The organism is Methylobacterium sp. UNC378MF (assembly GCF_900103195.1).
Taxonomy (GTDB): Bacteria; Pseudomonadota; Alphaproteobacteria; order Rhizobiales; family Beijerinckiaceae; genus Methylobacterium.
In genome coordinates this window covers 118,898-139,499 of sequence record NZ_FMWU01000006.1, presented here as the reverse complement: position 1 = coordinate 139,499, position 20,602 = coordinate 118,898, and the positions used below count along the sequence as shown (strand labels likewise).

Here is a 20,602-nt window from a genome sequence, read left to right as displayed (position 1 = left end):
TTGCCGGCGCTTCCCCGCCCCGGCGGCCGGGCGTATGACGGATCCTCCGAGGTCAGCCCGAACCGCCTTGAACGCGCCCTTCGCCAATCCGTCCCGCCCTGCCGACGAGGCCGCGCTCGATCCCGACGCGATGCGCCAGCCGCTCGGCAACGCGTGGTACTGCGTCGGGCAGTCCCGCAGCCTCGGTAAAGCGGGCAGCCGGACCGGCCTGCGGGCCGTTGAGTTGAACGGCGAGCAGATCGTGCTCGGCCGCGCCCCCGACGGCACGCCGTTCGCGCTGCGCGACCGCTGCCCCCATCGCGGCATGGCCCTGTCGAAGGGGCGCTTCGACGGCGGCACCCTGATGTGCCCGTTCCACGGTTGGCGCTTCGGCACCGACGGGCGTTGCCGCGACGTCCCGACCCTGTCGGAGCACGACGCCGCCGATTTCTCGCGCATCCAGGTCCAGCGCTTCCCCATCCGCGAGAGCGCCGGCTTCCTCTGGGTGAACCCGCATCTCGGCCCCGCCGCCGGCACGGTGCCGGAGGTGCCGACGCTGGATTTCGAGCCGGCCGGGTCGCTCGTCGTCGAACTCGTGGTCGAGGCCTCCTTCGACCTGACGACGCTGAGCCTCGTCGATCCCGGGCACGTCGCCTTCGTCCACGATACGTGGTGGTTCCGACCCTCGAAGCAGCTCCGCGAGAAGGTGAAGACCTTCCAGCCGGTTCCCCACGGCTTCGTGATGACGAGCCACGCGACCACGACGAGTTCGCCGGTCTACCGCCTGCTCGGCGGCATCCCGGAGGTCGAGATCGAGTTCCGCCTGCCGGGCGTGCGGCTGGAGCGCATTCGCGCGGGGGAGAAGCGGGTGGCGAACTACACCTTCGCGACGCCGCTGACGCCGGACCGGACGCTACTCACCAACGCCCTCTACTGGAGCATGCCGCCCCTGAACCTGCTCAAGCCGGTCGCGCGCCCGCTGATGCGGCAGTTCCTGACCCAGGACCAGCAGGTGCTCCAGCACGCGCAGGACGGGCTCGACCGCAAGCCCACCATGGTGCTGTTCGGCCAGGGCGACCTGCCCTCGCAATGGTATTTCCGGCTCAAGCGCGAGGCCCTGGAATCGGCCCGCGACGGGCGCCCGTTCGTCAACCCGCTGGAACGCCGCGAGCTGCGCTGGCGCTCCTGAGGCGCCGCTACCGCCCCGTCGCGTCGTCGCGGCAGGGACGGATCGTCTCCGGCCTCGGGCGGGCGTCCGGCGCGGGCGCCGCGAACACTGCCAGGTAGGCCCCGTCCGCAAGCGGCTGGAAGCCGGTCTCCCGGTAGCCCGCGGCGGCGAGCTCGCAGCGCAGGAGCGCCGGCGGCGTGCCGTGCCGCGACGGGATGGCGTTGGCATCCACGATCCCGACCCGGCCACCCGGGCGCATCGCGGCGGCCAGGTTGTGGAGCAGGCCGAAGGGCTGGGTGATCTCGTGGTACATGTGGACGAGGATCGCCGCGTCGACCGAGGCCGGGGGCAGGCGCGGGTCGTGGGGCTCGCCGCGCACGACCGTCACGTTCCTGAGCGGCATCACCCGCGTCTCCAGGGCTGACAGGTAGGACGGCGTCACGTCCTCGGCGAGCACGCGGCCCCGCGGCCCGACCCGAGGGCTCAGCCGCACCGCGTAGTAGCCGCTGCCGGCGCCGATATCCGCCACCGTCTCGCCGGGGGCGATGCCCATCCCTATGGCGACCTGCTCGAACTCGCCGGCTTTGTCGCGCTCGGCCTCCGAGGACCAGCGCGGCGCGACGATCTCGGCCACGGGCCGGTGAGGCCTGGGGAAGGCGCTGGCGGGCGCGCCCGGAGGCGCCAGGGGCTCGGCGGCGAGGGCCGGGCCGAGCACGGCGACGGCGACGGCGAGGAGAGCGAGGGCGCGGATCATGGCCGTCAACACGCCGGGCGCCCCGGCGGTGCCGAGCCCGTTGACCGTGCCGCACCCCGCGCGCCATCAAGCGCCATGACGCGCGCGGACACGCCCTGGCGGGCCACGATCCTGACCCTCTACCCGGAGATGTTCCCGGGCCCGCTGGGTGTCTCCCTGTCGGGCGATGCCCTGGCGCGGGGCGACTGGACTCTGGAGGCCCGCAACATCCGCGAGCACGGGCTCGGCCGCCACCGCTCGGTGGACGACACGCCGGCCGGCGGCGGGGCCGGGATGGTGCTGCGCTGCGACGTGCTCGGCGCCGCCATCGACGCCGCGACCGGCGCGGAGGATGCGCGCCCGCGCCTTCTGATGTCGCCGCGCGGCCGGCCGCTCACCCAGGCCCGCGTCCGCGACCTCGCCGCGGGACCGGGGGCCCTGATCGTCTGCGGCCGCTTCGAGGGCGTCGACGAGCGCGTGATCGCCGGGCGCGGCCTGGAGGAGGTCTCGATCGGCGACTACGTGCTGTCGGGCGGCGAGATCGCCGCCCTGGTGGTGCTGGATGCCTGCGTGCGGCTCCTGCCCGGCGTGATGGGCAAGATGGAATCCGGCGTCGAGGAGAGCTTCGAGGGCGGGCTCCTCGAGTACCCGCACTACACGCGCCCCCGCGAGTGGGAGGGCCGCGCGATCCCGGACGTCCTCTCCGGCGGCAACCACGCCGCCATCGCCCGCTGGCGGCGGGCGGAGGCGGAGCGGATCACCGCCGAGCGGCGCCCGGATTTGCGCGACGGGGGCGTCCCCGGTCAGGCCGGCTCGAGGTCGATCACCGGGCCGTCGCGGTCGTAATCCAGCGGGTCGAGTTGCAGCGGCTGCGGCACGAGCCGCGGTGTCCGGCTCGCCAGCAGCAGGCGGGGTATTAAGGCCCCAATAACCAAGAGTAGAACGGACCAGACCGCCAATATCGCGGCGCTGTGGAAAGACATCGGCGCACCTCAAACGCTACGCGGCACCTCATTAAGGCTAACGAGCCCCGCTTAATCGACTGTTCCCCGCCGCCCGCGGCACTGTCCCGGCCAGGGGCAGCGCCGCGAAGACTGCTGGCGGGACAGGCGCTTGCAAGCCGGCCGGTTTCGGCGCATGCGCGAGCCGGGACGCGCCTCCCCGCGGGAGAGCGTCCCTCTGCAAGGATGGATCCGCCATGACCAGCCGCCCCACGCAGCGCCCGCGCGTGCCCCATTTCTCCTCCGGCCCCTGCGCCAAGCGCCCCGGCTGGACCCCGGCCGCCCTGGCCGACGCCGCCCTCGGCCGGTCGCACCGCTCTCCCGTCGGCAAGGCCAAGCTCGGCCGGGCCATCGACCTGACCCGCGCGGTCCTGCAGGTGCCCGCCGACTATCGGATCGGCATCGTGCCGGCCTCCGACACCGGCGCCGTCGAGATGGCGATGTGGACGTTGCTCGGGCCGAAGCCCGTCGAGGTCGCCGCCTGGGAGGCGTTCGGCAAGGAGTGGGTCACGGACGCGCTGAAGCAGCTCAAGATCGCGCCCCGCATCCACCAGACCCCCTACGGGATCCTGCCGGACCTCGCGGCGATCGACACGCGGCGCAGCGACGTGGTCTTCACCTGGAACGGCACCGCGGCCGGCGTGAAGGTGCCGGACGGCGACTGGATTGCGGCCGACCGCGAGGGCCTGACGATCTGCGACGCCACCTCGGCGGCCTTCGCGCAGGCCCTGCCCTGGGACAAGCTCGATGTCGTGACCTTCTCCTGGCAGAAGGTCATGGGCGGCGAGGCGGCGCACGGCATGCTGATCCTCTCGCCCCGCGCCGTGGCGCGGCTGGAGAGCCACACGCCGTCCTGGCCCCTGCCGAAGATCTTCCGCCTCACCAAGGACGGCAAGCTGATCGAGGGCATCTTCAAGGGCGACACGATCAACACGCCCTCGATGCTGGCCGTCGAAGACTATCTCGACACCCTGGACTGGGCCGAGCGGATCGGCGGCCTGAAGGCGCTGCACGCGCGGGCCGATGCCAACGCCAAGGTCATCTACGACTGGGTGGCGCGCACGCCCTGGATCGCACCGCTGGCCGTCGATCCCGCCACCTACTCGAACACGGGCGTCTGCCTCGTGATCGCCGATCCGGACGTGCTCGCCCGCGGCGACGCAGCGGTCTCGGCCTTCGCGGCGGGGATCGTCGAGCGCCTCGACCGGGAGGGCGTCGCCCTCGACATCGGCGCCTATCGCGACGCGCCGGCGGGCCTCCGGATCTGGTGCGGCGCCACCGTGGAGACCGCCGATCTCGAGGCCCTGACGCCCTGGCTCGACTGGGCCTTCGCGGAGGAGAAGGCGGCGCTGACGCGGGCGGCGTAGAAGCTCGGGGGTCGATGCCCGGTCGCAGTCCCGCATCGCCTTTGCGAGCGGAGCGAAGCGATCCGGGCTTTCGCGCCATTTCCAACCGTAACGCTGCCCTGAGTCGCTTCGCTGCGCTCGCGATGACGGCCTAATGAAAAAAACCCCGGCCCTTTCGGAGCCGGGGTTTTCTTGTGCGTGGACGCGGCCCCGCGGGGCCGCGCCGTCCGTCTCAGTAGTTGTAGGCGCGCTCGCCGTGATCGGCGATGTCGAGACCCTCGCGCTCCTCCTCCTGCGTGACACGCAGGCCGATCGTCACGTCGACGAGCTTGTAGAGGATCGCCGAGCCGATGCCCGACCACAGGAGCGTCAGGCCGACCGCCTCGGCCTGGATGATGAGCTGGCTCATCATGTCGTAGGCACCGACCGCCAGCTCGCCCGGCTTCGAGGTATAGTCGGGGATGCCGACGCCGCCGAGGTTCGGGTCGACCAGGATGCCGGTCGCCAGCGCGCCCAGGATGCCGCCGATGCAGTGAACGCCGAAGACGTCCAGCGAGTCGTCGTAGCCGAGCGCGTTCTTCACGGTGGAGCACATCACGAAGCAGACCACGCCGGCGACGAGGCCGAGCACGATCGACCCCATCGGGCCGGCGAAGCCGGAGGCCGGGGTGACGGCGACGAGGCCGGCGACCGCGCCCGACAGCATGCCGAGCAGCGACGGCTTGCCCTTGAGGGCCCACTCGGCGAACAGCCACGCCACCGCGGCGCCGCAGGTCGCCACGAAGGTGTTGAGCATGGCGAGCGCGGCGGTGCCGTTGGACTCGAGGTTCGAGCCGGCGTTGAAGCCGAACCAGCCGACCCACAGCAGCGAGGCGCCGATCATGGTCATGGTCAGGGAGTGCGGGGCGAGCAGGTCGCGGCCGTAACCGATGCGCTTGCCCATGATCAGGCAGCCGACGAAGCCGGCGATGCCCGCGTTGATGTGGACCACGGTGCCGCCCGCGAAGTCGAGCGCGCCCTTCTGGAAGAGGAAGCCGGCATCCTTGTTGACCGCGTCCAGCGCCGCCTGGGCGGTCGCCTTCGAGGCGTCGTCGGTGGCGGCGGCCAGCGCCTTGGCGGCGTTGCCGACGGCGTCCGGGCCGCCCCAGTACCAGACCATGTGGGCCATCGGGAAGTAGATGACCGTGACCCAGAGGATCGTGAACACCACCAGCGCGGAGAACTTCATCCGCTCGGCGAAGGCGCCGACGATCAGCGCGGGCGTGATCATGGCGAACGTCATCTGGAAGCACAGATAGGCGTATTCCGGGATCACGACGCCGTTCGAAAAGGTGGCCACCGTCGAATTCGCGTCGATGCCCTTCAGGAACGCCTTCGAGAAGCCGCCGACGAAGTCATTCAGGCCGCCGCCGTTGGTGAAGGCGAGGCTGTAGCCGTAGAACACCCAGAGCAGCCCGACGATCGACACGATCGCGAAGACCTGGGTGAGCACCGACAGCATGTTCTTGGTGCGCACGAGGCCGCCGTAGAACAGGGCCAGGCCCGGGACGCTCATCATCAGCACCAGGGCCGACGAGATCATCATCCAGGCCGTATCGCCCTTGTTGGGGATCGGCGAGGGTGGCGGCGAGGCGGCTTCCGGGGTCGGCGTCTGTGCGAGGGATGGCTCGATCAGGAGGGCGGCGATTGCCGCACCTCCCAAGCCGAGCATGAGGGCATGACGAAGTTTCATGGGCACGTGGCTCCCGGTCTTAGATCCGTGTTGTGTCAGGCGGTCTTGAAATCGGCGGGCCCGGGCGCTCCGGGCCGCGGATCAGAGGGCGTCGGCGTCGGTCTCGCCGGTCCGGATGCGCACCGCCTTTTCCAGCGGCATCACGAAGATCTTCCCGTCGCCGATCTGGCCGGTACGGGCGGCCCCGGCGATGGCGTCGATCACGCTGGATGTCAGGTCGGAGGCGACGGCGACCTCGATCTTCAGCTTGGGTAGGAAGCTGACCGCGTATTCCGCGCCGCGGTAGATCTCGGTGTGGCCCTTCTGGCGGCCATAGCCCTTCACCTCTGTCACCGTCAGGCCGTGGACGCCGATTCCGGTGAGCGCGTCGCGCACCTCCTCGAGCTTGAACGGCTTGATGATGGCCATCACGATTTTCATGGGCGACGCCCCCTTCGAAGTCCTTGGGAACCGTTGCCGTCACCCGACATGCAGGACGGCCCGGACCGTCCGCAAGCTCGGGATGACCCGCGGTCGAACGCCGCCATTCAAGGACTATGCCAGCCAAGCACGCCGCGGAACGTTTTTGTCCTTCGCCATTCTGCCTACGGATTAGCCGGCAGCGACCAGAACCAGGGCAACCTCTTGGGCCAAGCCGCACACCAATAATGCAAATTGCCCAATTCTGTGCATACCACCCCGTTGCAACTGCGCAACACACGCACGAGATTGTCGTTTAATCCCGCGTGGGACGGATCAATCCCTCCTGCGCGACCGAGGCCACGAGGTTGCCGGCCCGATCGAAAATCTGGCCCCGAGCGAAACCGCGCGCGCCGCCGGCAACCGGGCTGTCCTGCGCGTAGAGAAGCCAATCGTCGATTCTGACGGGTCGGTGGAACCAGAGTGCGTGGTCGAGGCTCGCCGCCTGGATTGTCGGATCGAACACGGAGCGCGCGTGCGGGATCAGCGAGACGTCGAGCAGGGTCATGTCGGAGGCGTAGGCCAATACCGCCCGATGGAGCGCCGGATCGTCCGGCAGCGTCGAAGCCGCTCGCAACCAGACATTGAAGATCGGCGTGGGTGCCCGGCCGCCCGCGCCAGCGGGCAGGTAGCGGTTCAGATCGACCGGCCGCAGTGCGATCGGACGCTCCCGGCCGAAATACGCGGCGATCGCCTCCGGCATGCCGGTGCCGCCGGCCGCCGCCAGGGCCTTGCCGTCGAGGAGCCCCTCCGGTCCGGCCACCGTCGGCATCGTGGGCTGGTGGGTCAATCCCTCTTCCACGACCTGATAGGAGACCGTCGTGGCGAAGATCGCGCGCCCGTGCTGGATCGCCTTGACCCGGCGGGTCGTGAAGCTCCGTCCGTCCCGGATGCGCTCGACCTCGTAGACGATGGGCGTGCGGGGATCGCCCGGCAGCATGAAGTAGGCGTGCAGCGAATGCGCCGGGCGGTCGTCCGGCACCGTCCGGGTCGCGGCGACCAGCGCCTGCGCGACCACCTGCCCGCCGAAGACCCGCCGCCAGCCCGTCTTCGGGTTCTGGCCCCGGAACAGGTCGACCTCCAGCCGCTCGAGATCAAGGATGGCGATCAGCTCGGCGACGGCATCCGTCATCGCGTCGGTGTTGGCGTCGGTCATGGCCCGCGGGGTTTCCGTTCGTTGCCCGCATGCGACATAGGCTTTTCGAACGTACCAATCCACGCGCCCCGCATGCGGGAGCCAAGGAGATCCGCCACGATGACGGTCGAGACGCCCCGACCCGGCAGCCGCCGCCTCCTGATGGCCGGCGGCGGACTGCCCAGCCTCGCCCTCGCCCTCGCCCTGAAGCAGGCCCACGGGCCGGCGCTGGCCGTCACGGTGATCGATCCGGGCGGCGCGGATCCCGCGCGGCATCGCGGTCGCGCCTACACACTCGCGGCGGGCGGCCGGCGGATGCTGGACCGACTCGGCCTGTGGGCCCGCACCGCCGACGCGGCCGAGCCGATCACCGAGATGGTGATCAGCGACAGCCGTCTTGCCGACCCGGTGCGGCCGGTCTTCCTGACCTTCGGCCGCGAGGCGGACGAGGAGCGCGGTGACGGCGAGCCCTTCGCCCACATGATCGAGGCCGAACCGCTGGCCGTGGCCCTGGCCGAGGCCTGCCGGGCGGCCGGGGTGGCGATCGAGACCGCGGGGGTGGTGCGCGCCCTGCCGGAGGGTTCCGCGATCCGGGCGACGCTGACGACCGGCGAGTCCCTGCGGGGCGATCTGCTGGTGGCCGCCGACGGAGCGCGATCGCGGCTGCGCGAGGCGGCGCGGATCGGCTGGGTCGGCTGGTCCTACCCGCAGGTCGGCATCGTGGCGACGATCGGCCATGCCCGGCCGCACGGGGGCCGCGCCTTCGAGCATTTCCTGCCCGCGGGCCCCTTCGCGATCCTGCCGCTGCGGGACGGCGGCTCTCTGGGGCACCGTTCCTCCATCGTCTGGACCGAGCGGTCGGTTGATGCCGAAGCCCTGCTCTCCGGCGAGCCCGACGAGGTGCTGGCCGAGATCGAGCGCCGGTTCACCCTGGATCTCGGCGCGCTCGCCCTTGAGCACGGTCCGAGCCGGCATCCCCTCGCCTTCGGCATCGCCCGGGCCTTCCGCGCCGAGCGCCTCGCCCTGCTGGGCGACGCTGCCCACGTGATCCATCCGATCGCCGGCCAGGGCCTCAATCTCGCGCTCGCGGATGCCGCGGCGCTGGCCGAGGCCGTGACCGGTGCGCTGCGTCTCGGCCTCGATCCCGGCGGCCCCGACGTGCTGCGCGCTTATGAACGCGCCCGGCGCTTCGACAGCTTCGCCATGGCGGCAACGACCGACGGGCTGAATCGCCTGTTCTCGAACGACGCCCTGCCGCTGCGGCTCGCCCGTGACCTCGGCCTCGGGATCGTGGACCGGCTGCCGGGGCTCAAGCGCTTCTTCATCGGCGAGGCCGCGGCCGCGCGTGGATCGCGACCGCGGCTGATGCGGGGCGAAGCACTCTGAGGAGACCTCGTCCCGCCGGGTGCGGTCTTCAGGCCTGGTCCGGAGCTGGGCCGGGCCCCGAGACCCGTGGGCGCCCCGCGTTCCGGAATCGTATCGGCCCGAGCGCCAGAACCGCCCAGTTCGCCGGTACGGCAGCGATCAACCGGTCGCCGACACCGTCGGCGGCCTTGCGGACGGACCGGATCGGCCTGCGCAAGAAGTACGCCGCGATCATGTGCAGCGGCAGACCGACGGCGGCCAACAGCGCCAGAAAAATCCACCTGTCCCATCCCGGCAGCTGCGGCGACAGGATGAGAAAAGCGCCGCTTACGATGTAGAGTTCGAAACTCGCCCGGCCTACGTATGCCGCCATCGCACGCGGCATCCCGCGCAGGTGGCCGACCACCATCAGCATGAACCAGCATCCCGCCACGGCCGCGACCGCGAACAGCGTCGCGTCACCGTACAGACCGGTTGCGACATGGACTAAGTTACTCGGCGCGCACAGCAGGAGAACGGCAAGACTGCACAAGCCGAGCAAGACGGACACGTCGAAGACGCGTCGCCCGAACCGCCGCCCCGCGACATAGAACGGCAGAGCGCCGACCAGCGAGTAGATCTGCCAGAACCTGAATGCTTGCTCGCTGCAGAGCCAGGACACGGCAAGGGCGCCAGCCAGAACAAGCCAATATCCGTAGGGCCGGGCCGCCGCGAGCGCCGCCGCGTAGATCACCCGTACCAGCCCCAGGACGATCAGGAACCAGAGCACGCCCAAGCCGAGCCCGTCGCCGCGCAGATGGTTCAGCAGCGCGGCCTCCAGCGACAGCGTGCCATTAAGAAGCTGGGGCATGAGCGCAATGGCGCTGAACGCCAGCGCTGTCAGCAGGAGCTTCAGGGCAGAGAGGCCCGACGCCCCGAAATCCTCGTACCCCTTGATGTTATCGGCCACGCCGCAGAGCAAGAAGAAGAACGGCATGTGGAAGGCGTAGATGATGCGCCAGACATCGAAGGCCGGACCTTGAGAGATCCAGGATTGATCGAGAAAGAGCGGCTGCAGGAGGTGTCCATAGACCACCAGCAGCATGGCGAGACCGCGCGCGGCATCGAGTTCTCTGTCGCGGTGGTGGGCCATCGGATCGGCTCGCGTCGTCGAAGATCTGATGATGCCCCGCCAAGCTTTAGCAAGCCGTATCACCAGATTGCCAAATCGAACCTGAAATCGGCTTTCGATCGTCGTCACGCTGAGGGATGCATTGGAAAGCCGCGCGCGTAGCTCAGCCGGCAACGAGCGCGCGGGCCCGGCGCACCCAGCGCAGGGACGCTTCGATCAGGGTGGGGCTGCGATGCTTGAGGATCGCGGATTTCAGCAGCGTCCTGGGCACCTCCCAGAGTTGGACGGACCCGACCGGGAAATGCGCCACGTCGCCCGGTGTCAGGTGATGGCGCCGGCCATCCGCCTCTGTGATGAAGACCTCGCCGTCGAGGATGGTGATGATCTCGTCGGCGTGGTGGGTCCAGCGGAACGTGCTCGCCGTGGTGCGCCACAGGTAGACCTGCGCGCTCCCGTCATGGGTCTGCGAGACCTCCGCGACCTCGGTGACCGGATCGCCCGAAATCACCCAGTTCGCCGGGATCGGCGCAAGGCTGTAGGCGGCCCCGCCGGGCCGGATCGCCGTGCTCGCGACAGGACGACCCTGCTCGTGCAGCCGGATTTCCGCGTAGAGGCCTACGATGGCCAGGCCGACGAGAAGGGCAGCGGCGAGGGAAAACTTCTTCACGCTCAGCTCCGCACCTCGGCGCACAGGGCCCGGTCCGGCGAAGACGACACGGGCCGCGCCTCGCCCTCAGGGCCTAGCGGCTCGGGCCATCCTGTTCCAGCAGGTCGCTCAGATCTTCGCGTGTTGTCCTTAATCCGGCCCGCGGCGGCCGCTCAGGCCGCGTCGGCCCGACGCTCCGTGATCCAGCGCGTCGCGTCGGCCCGCGGGGCGACGACGTCGGTGTCGATGCGCAGCTGCGGGCTGTAGGCCGGATCCTCCGCGATGACGTCGCCCCAGCGACGCAGGAAGCGCGCGATCTGCGAGCCCGGCGCGAAGCTGGTCTGCCGCGAGGCGCTCTCGTGATGCGCCATCTCGGCGAAGGGCGTGTAGACGATGCGGTAGCCGAGCTGCCGCATCTTGAGGCACAGGTCGACGTCGTTGAAGTCGAGGGCGAAGCCCTCATCGAAGCCGTTCACGGCCTCCAGCACCGCCTTGCGGGTGGCGAAGAGCGCCCCGGTCACCGCCGAGCAGTCCCGCTGCGTCAGGGCCCAATCGCCGTAGGTCGGCTCGGCCGCGTCCCGGTTGTACCAGGGATGGGCGAAGACGTCGAAGATGCCGCCGGTCATGCCGGCATGCTGGATCTTGCCCGTGGGGAACAGCAGCCGGCCGCCGACGCCGCCGACGCCGCGGTCCAGCGCGAAGGTCAGGAGCGCCTCGATCCAGCCGGGCCGGCGCACGACCAAGTCGTCGTTCATCAGGATGACGAGGTCGGTCTCGGCCGCGCGCCAGAGCGTGTTCATCTTGGCCGCGTAGTTGAACCGCTCGCCCGGTGCCCGAGTCGTCAGCAGGCGGGTCACGGCGAAGCGGTCGGAGCGGCCGCGATAGATCGCGTCGTCGACCACGTCGTCGCCGATCAGCACGCGGATCCTGTCGGCCGGGTAGGTGCTGCGGCCGAGACTGTCGAGCAGGTTGATCACGTGGGGCTTGGCGCCCTCCACGGCGCGGCCCTGATCGTCCTTCGGGCGGCTCTGGTTGGTCGGCACGACCAGGGTCACGGCCGGCCGCGCGTCGAAGCTCCGGCGGATCTCCAGCGTGTCCGGGGTCAGTCCGGGGGCCGCGCGCAGCGGCATGCCGGACGTGTCGAACCACCGGTCGAGAGCGTGGGCGCGCGCCGTGCGCGTCGCCTTCGGGCGTTCCAGCGGCGAGGCGATCAGGGTCTGGGGGATCCGGTCGATGCCGATCCCCGCGGAGATCGCGCCGAGCAGGAACCGGAACCAGGCGGCGCTGCCGTGGCGCAGGCCGAAATCCGGGCTCAGGCCGGCCAGGGCCGAGATGCGGACGAGCAGCGGGAAGCCGATATAGTCGTCGGCCATGAGGAGCGCCGGATTGAAGGCCGGCTTGCAGTGGACGCTGCGCACCTGGCCGGCGCTGTCCACCACGGCGTCGTCGCCGTAGAAGATGCCGATATCGGGCCGCTCCGCCAATGCGCGCGTCAGGTGCGCCGCGAGGTCGGGGCGCAGCTCGGAGGCCGCGGGGGCGACGAAGATCGCCCGGCAGGCGGGGAGCTGGCCGGCCGCGACCTGGCCGAGCCGGCGCTCGTCGAGGGGGCGGAGCTGCGCGTCGAGGGGCAGCGGCAGGATCGCGTCCGGCCAGGGGAGCGTGCCCCACGAGGCCGACGGGGCCGGGACCGGCTTCTTCTTCAACACGGGTCGCGTCTCCGGGGAATCAGGACCGTTCGGCCGCCAGGAGGCGGGTCAGGCTCGCCTCCATGGCTCTCGCCACCGCGCCGATGGACAGCCGCTCGCGGATCCGGGCCCTTGCGGCGCCGCCGATCCGGGCCGCGTCGCCGCCGGTCACCGCCCGGGCCGCGTCGTTGAGGGCCCGGGTGAGGTCCGCCTCGTCCACCTGGCCCCACTCGGCGCCGCGGAGATAAGGGCCGTAGGTCTGGTCGAGCGCCGTGACCTCCGCCTTCACGGGGAAGCCGCAGGCGGCGTCGAGGAAGTCGCGGCAGCCGCCGTAATCGGTGGCGACCACGACCTTGCCCATCTCCATCGCCTCGGCGATCGTGAGGCCGAAGCCCTCCGAGGAGTGCGACGAGGCGTAGACCGCGCAGAGATCGAACAGCGCGCCCAGCTCGTTCTGGGACAGCGGCTGGTCGATCACCACCACGTCGCCGGACGTGCCCACGAGGTCGAGGAGCTTCTTGCCCTCCTCCGGCAGGTCGAAGACGTGCTTGGTCTTGAGCACGAGCTGCCAGCCCGCCTGTCCCAGCCCGGCCGCCCGGAAGGCGCGGATCAGCGCGTGCGGGTTCTTGCGAGCGAGGTAGCTGGACCCGTCGAAGGCGTAGAGGATCACCCGCTTGGACGGGTCGATCGCGAAGGCCTTGCGCAGGTTCGCCTTGGCGGCGGCGCTCACCGGCTCGCCGGCCTCGTTCTCGACCACGTAGGGCACGACGTCGACCGGGATGTCGGTGATCTGCCGAAAGATCGCCGCGCAGAACTCCGTGGGTGCCCAGATCGCGTCGAGACCGTCGACGGTGGGCAGCCAGCCGCCGGGCACGTGGGAGGTCTCCCAGACGAACAGCCCGATCTTCAGCCGCGCCTCCGCGGCGATCGCCCGTTGCCGGTCGCTCATCAGCGAGTGCCAGCTGTCGCCGTTGAAATGCACCAGGGCGACGTCGGCGGGGCCCGAGAAGGTCCGGGCCTGCCACGCGGGCGCCACCCGGGCGTGGACGTGGAACGGCCGCTCCATCGGGTGAACGTTCAGCGCGAAAGGGGTCCGATGCAGGGCGCGGGCGTAGCTGCGGGCCGCCACGCCGAGGCCGTTGGCGTAGTTCATCGGCGAGACGTAGGCGACGCGCAGCGGCCGCTCCGGCGCCTGGGGCCTGCGCAGGTCCGCCCAGACCCGCGGCCCCGGATACGTGTAGGTCACGTCGAGCCGGTCGAGGTCGAAGCCGCGCTCGGCGATCGCCTCCCGCACCGCCGCCCCGCCGATCGCGGCGTGCTCGCCCAGCAGCGAGCGCTTCACGAACGGGAAGCCCTGGCTGAGCATGTTCTCCCAGTCGAACAGGGTGCGGTTGTTGCGCGGGTCGTTGACCAGCGACATGTGCTTGTTCTGGGCCGAGAACAGGCTGCGCATGCCGAGCCCGGCCGCACGCATCCGCTGCGAGAAGGTCAGCTCGTACTCGGTGATGACCGAGTTCTTGTCCGGCCAGTTCGCCACCGACAGGAGGAAGTGGTTGAACGCGTAGGACGACAGGCAGCGCCGCTTCAGGGCCAGGAAGAAGCTCTGGAGGTGGTGGCTGTAGTAGAAATTGTCGGCCAGCCCGATCACCGCCTCCGGGAAGGCGTCAATCTTCGCGAGCAGGCCGGCGAAGTCGTCACGGTCGAGGGGCCCGACGAGGCTGTCGTTGGCGAGGTAGAGCGTCTCGGAATCGAGGAGGTCGGTGTCCTCCAGGAGGACATGCGCCCAGGCCGCGAAGTCGAAGCCGCTGTTCTCGCGCAGGTAGACGGAGGCGCAGAGATCCAGGATCGCCTGGGGCACGGCGTTCTTGTGCTGGTCGGCGGCGATGATCAGGACGAGGTCGGTCCCGTTCTCCGCGAAGGCCCGCAGGTAGGGTTCGACATGGCCGCGGATCCGTCCCTCGGGGCAGTGGGTGATGAACAGGGCCGTGCGGCCGTGCCGGCGCGGTTCGCGCTTCAGGCAGGAGAGGCGCGCGTCCGAGGCTTCCGGCACCGCGGCCCCGGGGACGCGGCGGGTCAGGCGGCCCGCTTCCAGGCCGGTCGTGACGTAGTCGACCAGCGGGTTGAGGCCGAGCGCCGCGACCTTCGGGTAGCGGGCGCGGTACCAGGGCGCGTCGAAGCGCGGCGACGGGCTCGTCGTGCGGCCCCCGTCGGCGAGGAAATGCGCCAGGGGGTTCTGCCCGGCCGCGTCGTCGCGCAAGTAGGTCTCGGTGTACCAGCGCGTGTCGAACCAGGGTCCCGGATCAAGGCCCTCGGCGGCGCCGTGCTCCAGGTAGTGGACCAGCGGGTTGAGGCTGTCGGCCCGCACCGCGGCGGATTGGGCCGCATACCAGTCGGGATCGAACAGCGGGTGCGGCGCGTAGCGGCGGTAGCCGCCGGCCATCACGTAGTGCTCCAGCGGCTCGAGCCCGCTGGTCTCGGCCTCGGGGCAGCGCTCCCGGTAGAACGCGGCGTCGAACAGGCCCGACCGGCGGATCAGGTCGACGTGCCGCGACAGGCCGGCGAACTCCTCCGGGTTGCGCAGGTAGCCCTGCTTCCGGCCGGTCTCGAAGAAGTGGCTGAGGGCGTTGCCGCCGGCCGCGCGGGCATCCGGGTAGCGTGACAGGTACCAGGCCGTGTCGAACAGCGGCGACGGGTCGGTGTCGCTCCGCGAGAGGAAATCGGAGAACGCCCGGGCGCGGTGCTCGGCGCCGCCGAGGTAGCGCGCCGCGTACCAGTCCGGGTCGAACAGCGGGTTGGGGCGGATGCCCGACGCGGCGCCGCGGTCGAGGTAGTGGAGCAGCGGGTTGATGCCCTCGGCCCGGAGGCCCGGGACGGAATCGAGGTAGAGATCGCCGTGGAACAGCGGGTGCGGCCAGCGCCCCTCCCGCCCGCCATGGACCGCGTAGTGCACCGCCGGATCGATCCCCTCGCCGACCACGTCGGGGTAGCGCCTGGCGTACCAGGCCGGATCAAACAGGCCGGATTCCTTGACGGCGCGGACGAGGTCGGCCTGACGAGGCTCGCTGCGGCGGCGGCCCTTGAGGCGCCGGGTCAGCGGGCGCGCGAGGGATTGCGCCGCGCCGGCGAGGCCGGCCTTCTCCGACGATCCGACGACGAACACATCTCGAAGGCGCATGGTCAGGTCCGGATACGCGGGAAGCCCGCAAAGCTGCCCACGCCGCGATCCGCGAGAGACATCAGAGGGTTCGGCCGGTCCGGCGGTCGCGCGTGAGGATCGCCCCGGCTTGGGCGCCTTCCTAAAGGTCCGGGTCGCCGACGCCAAGACCTGCGCCCGGGGGCGGCCCGGATCCCGGCATCCGGGCAAAACCGCGCGGAACAGGCGTGCGGCGATCCCGACCTTGCCAGCCCGGCACCAGAAGCCCCACACTTGCGGGATTGGCCGGCGGGTCCCGCGGGACCCGGGCAGGAGATGGATATCGGCATGACGCAGGGGATCAGCCCGGCCACCGCCCTGGACGACGGCATCGTGGCGACGGCGGAGAGCTGCCTCGCCGCGGTCGGCGCGGCGCGCGAGGCGATCCACGGGGTGATCTTCGGCCAGGAGGAGGTCGTCGATCTCGCACTCGTGACCATCCTGGCCGGTGGCCACGGCCTGCTGGTCGGCCTGCCGGGGCTCGCCAAGACCAAGCTGGTCGAGACCCTCGGCACGGTGCTCGGCCTCGACGCGCGGCGCGTGCAGTTCACCCCGGACCTGATGCCCTCCGACATCCTCGGCACCGAGATCCTAGAGGAGGATGCCGACCGCCGCCGCGCCTTCCGGTTCGTGCAGGGGCCGGTCTTCACCCAGCTCCTGATGGCCGACGAGATCAACCGGGCGAGCCCGCGCACGCAGTCGGCCCTGCTCCAGGCCATGCAGGAGGGGCACGTCTCGGTGGCGGGCGCCCGCCACGACCTGCCCCGGCCGTTCCACGTGCTGGCGACCCAGAACCCGATCGAGCAGGAGGGCACCTACCCGCTGCCGGAGGCGCAGCTCGACCGGTTCCTCCTGGAGATCGACGTCGGGTACCCCGACCGCGCCGCCGAGCGCCGGATCCTGATCGAGACCACCGGCGTGGACGAGGTGCGCCCGCGCGCCGTCATGTCCACCGAGCAGCTGCTCACCGCCCAGCGCCTTGTCCGCCGACTGCCGGTGGGCGAGGCGGTGGTCGAGGCGATCCTCGACCTCGTCCGTGCCGCGCGGCCGGACAGCGGCGACGCGATCGTGAAGGACAAGCTCCTCTGGGGTCCCGGCCCCCGCGCCAGCCAGGCGCTGACGCTCGCCGCCCGCGCCCGGGCGCTGATCGAAGGCCGGGTCGCGCCCTCCGTGGCCGACGTGAAGGCGCTGGCCGAGCCGGTGCTCAAGCACCGCATGGCGCTGAGCTATGCCGCCCGCGCCGACGGCGAGACCATCGAGGGACTGATCGCCAAGCTCGCGGAGAAGCTCTGACTTTGGTTGCGACGAACGCCCTCGACGCGGGCAGGCGCGTACCCGGCCGGCGCGAGAGCGAGGGCGCGACCGCCCTGTCGGACAAGATGCCCCGCCTCGTCCTGGAGGCGCGGCGGGTGTCGAGCCTGCTGGCCCACGGCCTCCACGGCCGCCGCCGGGCGGGTCCCGGCGAGAGCTTCTGGCAGTTCCGCCCCTTCGTCACCGGCGAGGCCGCGGCGCGCGTCGACTGGCGCCGCTCGGCCCGGGACGACCGGCTCTACGTCCGCGAGCGCGAATGGGAGGCAGCCCACAACATCTGGCTGTGGATCGACCGCTCGGCTTCCATGGGCTTCGCGTCGGACCTGGCATCGGCCCCGAAGGTCGAGCGCGCGATCATCCTGGGGCTGGGGCTCGCCGACGCCTTCGTGGAAGGCGGCGAGCGGGTGGGCCTTCTCGGGCTGACCCGGGCGACCGCGTCCCGGGGGATCGTCGAGCGGCTGGCGCAGGCGCTCGTGGCGGACAGAGCCGGCCTGACTCAGGACCTGCCGCCCCGGGCGAGCCCCGCCCGCTTCGACGAGGTGGTGCTGATCGGCGACTTCCTGACCGCCCCTGACCGGATCGCGGCCTCGGTGCAGAGCCTCGCCGGCCGCGGCAGCCGCGGCCACCTGCTGATGGTAGTCGATCCGATCGAGGAGACTTTCCCGTTCACCGGACAGGCCGTGCTGCACGACCTCGAGGGCAGCCTCAGCCTCGACATCGGCGACGCCGACGCCTGGGGCGCGCGCTACCGCGCCCGGATCGCCGAGCACCGGGCCGCCCTGGCGTCCATCGCCCGCGGACAGGGCTGGACGCTGACCATCCACCGCACCGACCGGCCGGCCAGCGAGGCGGCCCTGCGGCTCGCCACGCTGATCGCCGCCCGCGGCACGGAGTGAGGCCGCCATGCTGGGTCTGACCTTCGCGGCACCGCTGGCCCTCGCCGCCCTGATCGGCTTGCCGGCCCTGTGGTTCCTGCTGCGGGTGACCCCGCCGCGCCCGCGCCGGATCAACTTCCCGCCGCTGAAGCTCGTCGCCGACCTGATCCCGCAGCGGCAGACCCCGGCGCGCACGCCGCCCTGGCTGCTGATCCTCCGGCTCCTGATCGCCGCCGCCCTGATCCTCGCGGTCGCGGGCCCGGTCTGGAACGCCGGGGGCGTCGGAGCCGGGGGCGGCCGCAGCGCGCTCCTCGTGCTCCTCGACAACGGCTTCCCCGCCGCGCACGACTGGCGCGACCGCCTGCGCGTCGCCACCGACGCGGTCGAGGGCGCCGCCCGGGACGGGCGCCCAGTGGCGGTGATCGGCCTCGCCGACGCCCCCGCCGCCTTCGAGGCGAAGACGCCCGCCGCCGCCCTGGAGCGCCTGCGCGCCCTCGCGCCGCGCCCGATCCTCCCCGCCCGCGACGCGCATCTCGCGGCGATCGAGACCTTCCTCGACAAGAACCGCGGCGCCGGCCTCGTCTGGATCAGCGACGGCGTGGCCGGCGCGAACGACACGCGCTTCGCGAAGGGCCTCGCCGGCCTGGCGGGCGACACGGGCGCGGCCCTCACGGTGCTGCGGGCCGACAGGCCGCCGGCCCTCGCCCTCACCGCCACCGAGAACGCCGGCAAGCTCGTGACGCACGCCCTGCGGGCGGCGCCGAACGGACGCGACGCCGGGTTGATCCGGGCGCTGGACCAGAAGGGCCTGCCGCTGGCCGAGCGCGACTTCGCCTTCGCGGCCGACGCCACCGAGGCGGACGCGACCTTCGAGATGCCGGTGGAGCTGCGCAACAGCATCAGCCGGCTGGAGATCGCGGGCGAGCGCTCGGCCGGCGCCGTGGTGCTGCAGGACGAGCGCGGCAAGCGCCGCCGGGTCGGCCTCGTGTTCGGCGGCACCCTCGACCAGGCCCAGCCCCTGCTGGCCCCGACCTACTACCTGTCCCGCGCGCTCCAGCCCTTCGCGGACGTGCAGGAGCCGCGGGGCGCCAAGGGGATCGCGGACTCGATCAACCAGCTCCTCGACAATCAGGTCTCGGTGCTCGTGCTCGCCGATGTCGGCGCGCTCGACGAGAAGACCACCGCCCGGGTCGAGAGCTTCGTGAAGGAGGGCGGGATGCTGCTGCGCTTCGCCGGCCCGCGGCTCGCCGCCGGCAACGATCCGCTTGTGCCGGTGCGGCTGCGCCGGGGCGGCCGGACGCTCGGCGGCACGCTCTCCTGGGACAGCCCCAAGACCCTGGCGCCCTTCCCGCCCGAGAGCCCCTTCGCGGGCCTGACGCCGCCGCCCGATATCGGCGTGCGCCGCCAGATCCTGGCCGAGCCGGACGGCGACCTGCCGAACCGGACCTGGGCGTCGCTCCAGGACGGCACGCCGATCGTGACCGCGCAGAAGCGTGGCCAGGGCACGATCGTGCTGTTCCACGTCACCGCCGACACGACGTGGTCGAACCTGCCGCTGTCCGGGTTGTTCATCGACATGCTCCGGCGCGTCGTGGCGCTGGCCGGCGCCTCGGCGCCGGTCCAGGGGGATGCGACGCGGGCCGCCGCCCCGGTGCTCGCGCCGCGGGTGACCCTGGACGGGTTCGGCGCACTGGGCTCGCCGCCGGCCTCGGCCACCGCGGTCTCGGCCGACTACGCCGACCGGGCGAACCTCGAGCATCCACCGGGCTTCTACGGTCCGCCGGACGGAGGCATCAGCGTGAACGCCCTGAAACCGGATGACCGGCTGAAGCCCCTCGACACCGCCGCGCTCGACGGCGCCCGGTTCGGGTCGCTCGCCGGGGCCGAGACCCTGGATCTGCGGCCGAGCCTGTTCACGCTGGCGCTGCTGCTGCTGGCCCTCGACACCCTGGCGGGCCTGTGGCTCGGCGGCTTCCTGCGCCGCGCCGGTCTGGCGGCCCGCCTGCGCGGCCGGCCGGCCGTGCTGGCCCTCGTTGGGCTGCTCCTGCTCGCCGCCCTGCCGGTGCGACCGGCCCATGCGGAGGAGCCGCCGGCCAACCGGCCGAACGGCATCGAATCGGCGCTGGTCACGCGCCTCGCGTACGTGATCACGGGCGACGCCGCCATCGACGAGGCGAGCCGCACCGGTCTCACCGGCCTGACCCAGATGCTCGCCGCGCGTACCGCCCTGGAGCCGGGCGAGCCTGCCGGCATCGATCCGGCGAAGGACGAGCTGGCCTTCTACCCACTGATCTACTGGCCGATCGCCCCGAACCGGCCGCAGCCCTCGGACGTCGCGATCCGCAAGATCGACGCGTTCATGCGCAACGGCGGCTCGGTCCTGTTCGACACCCGCGACGGCCTCACGGCGCGGCCCGGCGGCCCGCCCACCCCGGAAGGTGCGTATCTTCGGAAGATGCTGGCGACGCTCGAGGTGCCGGAGCTGGAGCCGGTGCCCCTCGACCACGTGCTCACGAAGGCGTTCTACCTCGTGGACAGCTTCCCGGGCCGCTACGCCACCGGCCAGACCTGGGTGGAGGCGCTGCCGCCCGCCGCCGAGGGCGCCGAGCGCCGCCCGGCCCGCGCGGGCGACGGGGTGAGCCCGATCATCATCACGGGCAACGACCTCGCCGCCGCCTGGGCGGTGGGCCGCCGGGGCGAGCCGCTCTACCCGGTCGTCGGCGGCGACCAGCGCCAACGCGAGATGGCGTTCCGCGGCGGCGTCAACATCGTGATGTACACGCTGACCGGCAACTACAAGGCGGATCAGGTTCATGTGCCGGCGCTGCTGGAGCGGCTGGGACAGTGATGGGTTCGGACACTC

General features: G+C 71.6%; 16 protein-coding genes. 7 read left to right on the top strand and 9 right to left on the bottom strand.

The features are described 5' to 3' along the window. The first annotated feature begins 34 nt into the window (after positions 1-34). Positions 35-1,168: an aromatic ring-hydroxylating oxygenase subunit alpha gene (locus tag BLT59_RS08265; RefSeq protein WP_091778378.1), complete on the top strand. Its 1,134-nt coding sequence runs from the start codon at positions 35-37 to the stop codon at positions 1,166-1,168. A 7-nt stretch (positions 1,169-1,175) separates the two neighbouring features. On the opposite strand, the gene BLT59_RS08260 is transcribed toward BLT59_RS08265, so the two are convergent. Beyond that, on the bottom strand, positions 1,176-1,901 hold the full coding sequence (locus BLT59_RS08260) for a class I SAM-dependent methyltransferase (protein ID WP_091778376.1): 726 nt from the start codon (positions 1,899-1,901) through the stop codon (positions 1,176-1,178). A 75-nt stretch (positions 1,902-1,976) separates the two neighbouring features. Between BLT59_RS08260 and trmD the strand changes: the two genes are divergently transcribed. Further along, positions 1,977-2,726 carry a tRNA (guanosine(37)-N1)-methyltransferase TrmD gene (gene trmD / locus BLT59_RS08255; RefSeq protein ID WP_091778373.1) on the top strand — a complete coding sequence of 250 codons (750 nt, stop codon included), beginning with the start codon at positions 1,977-1,979 and terminating at the stop codon, positions 2,724-2,726. Here the strand turns inward: trmD and BLT59_RS08250 are convergent. Further along, complete coding sequence (locus tag BLT59_RS08250) at positions 2,684-2,863, bottom strand: hypothetical protein (RefSeq protein WP_091778371.1); 180 nt, start codon at positions 2,861-2,863, stop codon at positions 2,684-2,686. The two genes, trmD and BLT59_RS08250, sit on opposite strands and share 43 nt — an antisense overlap. Before the next feature lie 215 nt (positions 2,864-3,078). Here BLT59_RS08250 and BLT59_RS08245 point away from each other — a divergent pair, with 215 nt between their 5' ends. Next, a complete protein-coding gene (locus BLT59_RS08245; RefSeq protein ID WP_091778369.1) occupies positions 3,079-4,248 on the top strand; it encodes a phosphoserine transaminase in 1,170 nt (389 codons plus the stop codon). 211 nt (positions 4,249-4,459) lie between these two features. On the opposite strand, the gene BLT59_RS08240 is transcribed toward BLT59_RS08245, so the two are convergent. The 3 genes from BLT59_RS08240 to tesB form a co-directional block, all read right to left on the bottom strand. Further along, entirely contained in the window at positions 4,460-5,959 is a 1,500-nt protein-coding gene (locus BLT59_RS08240; protein WP_091778367.1) for an ammonium transporter, read from the bottom strand. An 81-nt stretch (positions 5,960-6,040) separates the two neighbouring features. Continuing rightward, positions 6,041-6,379, bottom strand: coding sequence for a P-II family nitrogen regulator (locus tag BLT59_RS08235; protein WP_010683623.1), 339 nt, complete (start codon positions 6,377-6,379; stop codon positions 6,041-6,043). Between the two features lie 295 nt (positions 6,380-6,674). Continuing rightward, positions 6,675-7,574, bottom strand: a complete 900-nt coding sequence (gene tesB / locus BLT59_RS08230) for an acyl-CoA thioesterase II (protein ID WP_091778365.1) — start codon at positions 7,572-7,574, stop codon at positions 6,675-6,677. Between the two features lie 99 nt (positions 7,575-7,673). Here tesB and BLT59_RS08225 point away from each other — a divergent pair, with 99 nt between their 5' ends. Beyond that, positions 7,674-8,939, top strand: coding sequence for an FAD-dependent monooxygenase (locus BLT59_RS08225; RefSeq protein WP_091778363.1), 1,266 nt, complete (start codon positions 7,674-7,676; stop codon positions 8,937-8,939). A 28-nt stretch (positions 8,940-8,967) separates the two neighbouring features. Here the strand turns inward: BLT59_RS08225 and BLT59_RS08220 are convergent, their stop codons facing one another. The 4 genes from BLT59_RS08220 to BLT59_RS08205 all read right to left on the bottom strand — a co-directional run bounded on the left by BLT59_RS08220 (position 8,968) and on the right by BLT59_RS08205 (position 15,535). Next, positions 8,968-10,158 (bottom strand): acyltransferase family protein, encoded by a 1,191-nt coding sequence (locus BLT59_RS08220; protein WP_244513901.1) that lies wholly within the window; start codon positions 10,156-10,158, stop codon positions 8,968-8,970. A 34-nt stretch (positions 10,159-10,192) separates the two neighbouring features. Next, positions 10,193-10,696, bottom strand: a complete 504-nt coding sequence (locus BLT59_RS08215; RefSeq protein ID WP_091778359.1) for a cupin domain-containing protein — start codon at positions 10,694-10,696, stop codon at positions 10,193-10,195. Positions 10,697-10,848: 152 nt separating this feature from the next. Beyond that, complete coding sequence (locus tag BLT59_RS08210; protein WP_091778357.1) at positions 10,849-12,381, bottom strand: glycosyltransferase family 2 protein; 1,533 nt, start codon at positions 12,379-12,381, stop codon at positions 10,849-10,851. A gap of 19 nt (positions 12,382-12,400) precedes the next feature. Further along, entirely contained in the window at positions 12,401-15,535 is a 3,135-nt protein-coding gene (locus BLT59_RS08205; RefSeq protein ID WP_091778355.1) for a rhamnan synthesis F family protein, read from the bottom strand. 306 nt (positions 15,536-15,841) lie between these two features. Between BLT59_RS08205 and BLT59_RS08200 the strand changes: the two genes are divergently transcribed. Genes BLT59_RS08200 through BLT59_RS08190 form a run of 3 tightly spaced genes read left to right on the top strand, consistent with a single transcriptional unit; the run spans position 15,842 to position 20,587 of the window. Next, positions 15,842-16,846 (top strand): AAA family ATPase, encoded by a 1,005-nt coding sequence (locus BLT59_RS08200; protein WP_091778542.1) that lies wholly within the window; start codon positions 15,842-15,844, stop codon positions 16,844-16,846. A 2-nt stretch (positions 16,847-16,848) separates the two neighbouring features. Then, complete coding sequence (locus BLT59_RS08195) at positions 16,849-17,760, top strand: DUF58 domain-containing protein (RefSeq protein ID WP_091778353.1); 912 nt, start codon at positions 16,849-16,851, stop codon at positions 17,758-17,760. A gap of 7 nt (positions 17,761-17,767) precedes the next feature. Further along, entirely contained in the window at positions 17,768-20,587 is a 2,820-nt protein-coding gene (locus BLT59_RS08190) for a DUF4159 domain-containing protein (RefSeq protein ID WP_091778350.1), read from the top strand. Positions 20,588-20,602 lie beyond the last annotated feature (15 nt).

Bases quoted from the DNA above. Each gene is read 5' to 3' on its own strand.
- BLT59_RS08265 (WP_091778378.1), top strand. From the start codon at position 35: ATGACGGATCCTCCGAGGTCAGCCCGAACCGCCTTGAACGCGCCCTTC.
- BLT59_RS08260 (WP_091778376.1), bottom strand. From the start codon at position 1,901: ATGATCCGCGCCCTCGCTCTCCTCGCCGTCGCCGTCGCCGTGCTCGGC.
- trmD (WP_091778373.1), top strand. From the start codon at position 1,977: ATGACGCGCGCGGACACGCCCTGGCGGGCCACGATCCTGACCCTCTAC.
- BLT59_RS08250 (WP_091778371.1), bottom strand. From the start codon at position 2,863: ATGTCTTTCCACAGCGCCGCGATATTGGCGGTCTGGTCCGTTCTACTC.
- BLT59_RS08245 (WP_091778369.1), top strand. From the start codon at position 3,079: ATGACCAGCCGCCCCACGCAGCGCCCGCGCGTGCCCCATTTCTCCTCC.
- BLT59_RS08240 (WP_091778367.1), bottom strand. From the start codon at position 5,959: ATGAAACTTCGTCATGCCCTCATGCTCGGCTTGGGAGGTGCGGCAATC.
- BLT59_RS08235 (WP_010683623.1), bottom strand. From the start codon at position 6,379: ATGAAAATCGTGATGGCCATCATCAAGCCGTTCAAGCTCGAGGAGGTG.
- tesB (WP_091778365.1), bottom strand. From the start codon at position 7,574: ATGACCGACGCCAACACCGACGCGATGACGGATGCCGTCGCCGAGCTG.
- BLT59_RS08225 (WP_091778363.1), top strand. From the start codon at position 7,674: ATGACGGTCGAGACGCCCCGACCCGGCAGCCGCCGCCTCCTGATGGCC.
- BLT59_RS08205 (WP_091778355.1), bottom strand. From the start codon at position 15,535: ATGCGCCTTCGAGATGTGTTCGTCGTCGGATCGTCGGAGAAGGCCGGC.
- BLT59_RS08200 (WP_091778542.1), top strand. From the start codon at position 15,842: ATGACGCAGGGGATCAGCCCGGCCACCGCCCTGGACGACGGCATCGTG.
- BLT59_RS08190 (WP_091778350.1), top strand. From the start codon at position 17,768: ATGCTGGGTCTGACCTTCGCGGCACCGCTGGCCCTCGCCGCCCTGATC.